This window comes from Arthrobacter sp. (assembly GCF_031988865.1).
Lineage (GTDB): Bacteria > Actinomycetota > Actinomycetes > Actinomycetales > Micrococcaceae > Arthrobacter_B.
In genome coordinates this window covers 1-3,900 of record NZ_DALZXY010000099.1, presented here as the reverse complement: position 1 = coordinate 3,900, position 3,900 = coordinate 1, and the positions used below count along the sequence as shown (strand labels likewise).

General features: G+C 66.5%; 4 protein-coding genes. 2 read left to right on the top strand and 2 right to left on the bottom strand.

All coding sequences use genetic code 11. The features are described 5' to 3' along the window. Positions 1-72: 72 nt before the first annotated feature. Entirely contained in the window at positions 73-951 is an 879-nt protein-coding gene (locus RTN46_RS14625; RefSeq protein ID WP_312182448.1) for a hypothetical protein, read from the bottom strand. A 249-nt stretch (positions 952-1,200) separates the two neighbouring features. Between RTN46_RS14625 and RTN46_RS14620 the strand changes: the two genes are divergently transcribed. Then, complete coding sequence (locus tag RTN46_RS14620; RefSeq protein ID WP_312182446.1) at positions 1,201-1,593, top strand: VOC family protein; 393 nt, start codon at positions 1,201-1,203, stop codon at positions 1,591-1,593. 30 nt (positions 1,594-1,623) lie between these two features. Here RTN46_RS14620 and RTN46_RS14615 read toward each other — a convergent pair whose 3' ends face one another. Further along, positions 1,624-2,679 (bottom strand): LacI family DNA-binding transcriptional regulator, encoded by a 1,056-nt coding sequence (locus RTN46_RS14615; protein WP_312182445.1) that lies wholly within the window; start codon positions 2,677-2,679, stop codon positions 1,624-1,626. Positions 2,680-2,900: 221 nt separating this feature from the next. On the opposite strand from RTN46_RS14615, the gene RTN46_RS14610 reads away from it, so the two are divergent. Then, the coding region (locus tag RTN46_RS14610; RefSeq protein ID WP_396157833.1) for a Gfo/Idh/MocA family oxidoreductase at positions 2,901-3,900 on the top strand (1,000 nt) is incomplete at its 3' end.

Here is a 3,900-nt window from a genome sequence, read left to right as displayed (position 1 = left end):
AACCAAAAGGGGGCGGACGAGGGCGGGAGGGACAGCTTTAACTGTCCCTCCCGCCGTCGTTGGGGTTGGGTATCAGGATCCGGGTGTGGCCGCGGTGACCGCTTCGATGACCCGCTGGAAGTTCGGACTGACCCGGACCACCAGCGTGCCGTCGTCCTTCCGGTGCGTGAGCTGCTCGTAACCGCTGCCGTTCCACCAGTACACATGCGGACTTACCGGACCGGGAACACTGCTGAAGGCCTCGACTCCGAAACCGGCCATTCCCTGCACGGCTCCAACGATTGATGCGTCCTCAATAATGTGCCAGGCAACCTGGTGCCGGTTGGGAACACAGAGGAGCCATCCGAGCTCCTCATGCACGCGCTTTCCGGTGACCTGCGTGGCCAGTCCGGGAAGCAGCACTGCCCTGCTTCCCGTATAGAAAGAGTTGCCGGAAAGGCAGCTGAAGGTTGCTCCCGAAGCCGGAATGGTTTCAAGCCGCTCTACATCCAGGCTCTGCAGGTTAGCGATTCCCTGGTTCCTGAGTGCCTCCGACCCGCCGAACCGCTGGGCGTTCTGGTGGTCGAACATGGCAACGGACTCAGGAAGGTCCAAGGCCAGCATCTCGACGATCCCCGGAGCGAATTCCCGGTGGGGATACCCCTCCAGGCTGGGAAGCGCCGATTCCTCATAGAGCCGGGAATAAGTCTGCTTCGCGGCTTCCTCAAGCGTGAGGGCGGAGAAGGGATCCTGTGTGAACCCCGCCAGCACGTTCTTCAGGTGTTCACCGATCGCAGTTCTCCACTCCGTCCGCGGCAACCCGCTGCAGATCGCGGAGATATTCCAGAACCCGAACTTCCGTCCCTCGCTGTCCACCGCGTGATCCGGGTGCATCTCGACTTCGAAGCCCATCTCGGCGAAAACTTCACGGGTCAGGGCACGGAAGTCGTTGGCTTCTGAGGCCGAAAACACGGTCAGGTACGGATCGGGTCCCTCTTCCTGTGCCGGTTCCTTCCCTGACGAACGCCTTTTTCCAAACAACCCCATACGAGCTCCCCCTAAGTGAGACGGACGTTTGTCCGATCCTGCCCCACTGCCCCCGGATTCGACCGGGTCGACCCGCCCAGCAAAGCGGGTTTTGTTCCACCCCGATCCCGCTGAACCGGCAGCAGTAGAGTGCACAACGTACCAACTCATTCCCGCAGCAGTATGCTTCCGGCCATGACAGTATCGATTTCCCATACGACCTTCGACAGCCTCGACGCCTGCGCCCAGTCGAAGTTCTGGGCACAGGTGCTCGATTTCCGCGAAGACCCCGCTGACCCCAACCAGCCCGGTGACGACGAGTGCATGATCTACTCCCCCGACGGCACCCACCGGCTGCTTTTCATCACGGTGCCGGACAGCAAACAGGTCAAGAACCGTGTACACCTGGACCTGCAAGCGTCGGATCTGGGCGGCCGTGACCGGGAACTCGAGCGGATCCTGACGTTCGGCGCCACGCAGGTGGATGACCAGCGGCGTCCGGACGGAACGGGCTGGGTGGTCCTAGCCGATCCGGAAGGCAACGAATTCTGCATCCTGCGCAGCGAGGCGGAACGAACAGCAGCCTGACGCGAAAGTTGCAGGAGCCTAGCGGAGGATTCAGCGTCTGGGTATAGGGGGGTGCCCGGAGCTGGACACGCTTGACGCCCTGGGCGAGGGGCCGGTAGTAGCCCGGACCACCAGCTGCGGCGGGGGCACCAAGGAACCGGGGTCCTCCGAGGACAGCCGCGCTGCCGCACAGGCGACTGCGGCCTCCGCCAGCCGTGGCGCTTCCTGGCTGACCGTGGTCAGCTGCACGTGGCTGAGCCGGGCCAGCTGGCTATCGTCATACCCGGCCACGGACAGGTCCCCGGGAACTTCCAGCCCCGCCCGCCGCGCCGCCTCCAGCACGCCCAGGGCGCACCGGTCGTTGAAGGCCACAATGGCATCCGGGACCGGGCCACCTGCCAGCAGTTCGCCGGCAGCGCGCAGCCCGTCCTCTTCTCCGGCACCGCCACGGATCACGCGGACGGCGAGCCCGTACTCGTTCATCACGGCGCGGTAGGCTGCCCGGCGTTCGGATGCGGCCACGGCCCCGGCGCCGTCGATGTGGACAATGTCCCGGTGCCCCAGCGACACCAGGTGCTCCACAGCTGCCCGGATACCGGCGCCGTCGTCGCTGCGGACGCCGTCCACACCCTCCACCGCCAACGGGCTGAGCAGACTCACCACCGGCACCTGGCGGGCATAAACAGCGAGCGCCTCCGGGGCGGATGACGGCGCGATCATCAGCACGGCTTCAACACCCGCGTCCAGCAGCGACTCCACCGCGCGGGCCTCCGCTCGCCGCGGCCCGACCGCGCTGAGCACCACATCCAAACCGGCGGCCTCCGCCGCCGCGTAGATCGACTCCACCACCTCGCCGTGGAACGGCTCAGCCAGGGTGAAGGTAACCCCCAGCAGCCGAGTCCGGCTGCTGCGCAGCAGGCGCGCACGGGAATCCGGCCGGTACCCAAGTTCGCGGGCCACCTCCAGCACCCGGCTCCGGGTGGCCTCGCCGGCGCCGTCCGCGCCGCGCATCACGATCGAGGCCAGTGCCCGTGAAACACCGGCAGCCGCGGCAACGTCCGCCAACGTCGTCCTTCGTCCGGGAGTACCCTTCAACGGCTCCTGCACCTGTACCTCCCGATTTCCGCCCCGCGTCCGCGTTCCAGCTGGCTGATCTGCGGGTTGGTCTGCCGGCTGAGCCGGTGCACCGCATTCGGGCGGCACCAACGATTGATACTAGAACGATCTAGACAGCCATGTCCACGTATGCCAAAGTTGAGCCAACTCATCTACTAGATCGTTCTAGTCCGTGCCGTCCGGCACCGGACCACCCCCATAAAGGAGCAGGCATGGCCTACGTTGAGCGCAGCACGGAACCGCTGGCCCCTGTCCGGCTGGCCCTGATCGGCTCCGGCTGGATGGGCGCTTTCCACGCTGAAAGTGCAGCCACCCGGATCCACGGCACCCGCCTCGAAGCCATCGCTGACCCTGCCCTCGCACCTGCCACTGAGCTGGCCGAGAGGCTTGGAATTGCCAAGGTGAGCGCCAACCCGGCCGACGTGTTCGCCGATCCGGACGTCGACGGCGTCATCATCGCAGCGCCGGCCCGCTTCCATTCCTCCCTCATCGCCGCCGCTGCGGCCGCCGGCAAGCACGTGTTCTGCGAGAAACCGGCGGCCACGAGCCTTGAAGAACTGGACGCGGCGCTGGCCGCTGTGGATGAGGCCGGCGTCGAGCTCCAGATCGGTTTCAACCGCCGGTTCGCGGCGGACTTCGCGGCCGCCAAACGCGCCGTCGACGACGGGAGCGTGGGGCAGCCCCGCCTGCTGCGGTCAGTGACCCGCGATCCGAACACCAAGGACGCCATCCCCAACGCGGACCGGACCCCAAAATGGACCATTTTTCTGGAGACCCTGATCCATGACTTCGACACCCTCAACTGGTTCAACCAGGGCGCCGTCCCGGTGCAGGTCCAGGTCATGGCCGATGCGCTGGTGGAGCCGTCCCTGAAGGACGCGGGTTACCTGGATACCGCCGTCGTGACCATCCGCTACAGCAACGGGGCCATCGCCGTCGCCGAAGCGAACTTCAGCGCCCTGTACGGCTACGACGTGCGCGGCGAAGTCTTTGGCTCCGCCGGCATGGTGCAGGCCGGTTCGCTGCAGGCAACCCCCGCCAGCTACACGGCGGCGGGCTTCGGCGGCGCGACCCCGCGGCTGAACGTGGAGCTGTTCCACGACGCCTACACCGCGGAACTCGCTTTGCGGAGGCCATCCGCAGCCGCCGCGACGGCACGCTCGCGCCGGAGGTTGCCGCGCCCGGCGGTGCCGATGCCCGTGCCGCTCTTGC

Coding starts and splice junctions, on each gene's coding strand:
- RTN46_RS14620 (WP_312182446.1), top strand. CDS start 1,201: ATGACAGTATCGATTTCCCATACGACCTTCGACAGCCTCGACGCCTGC.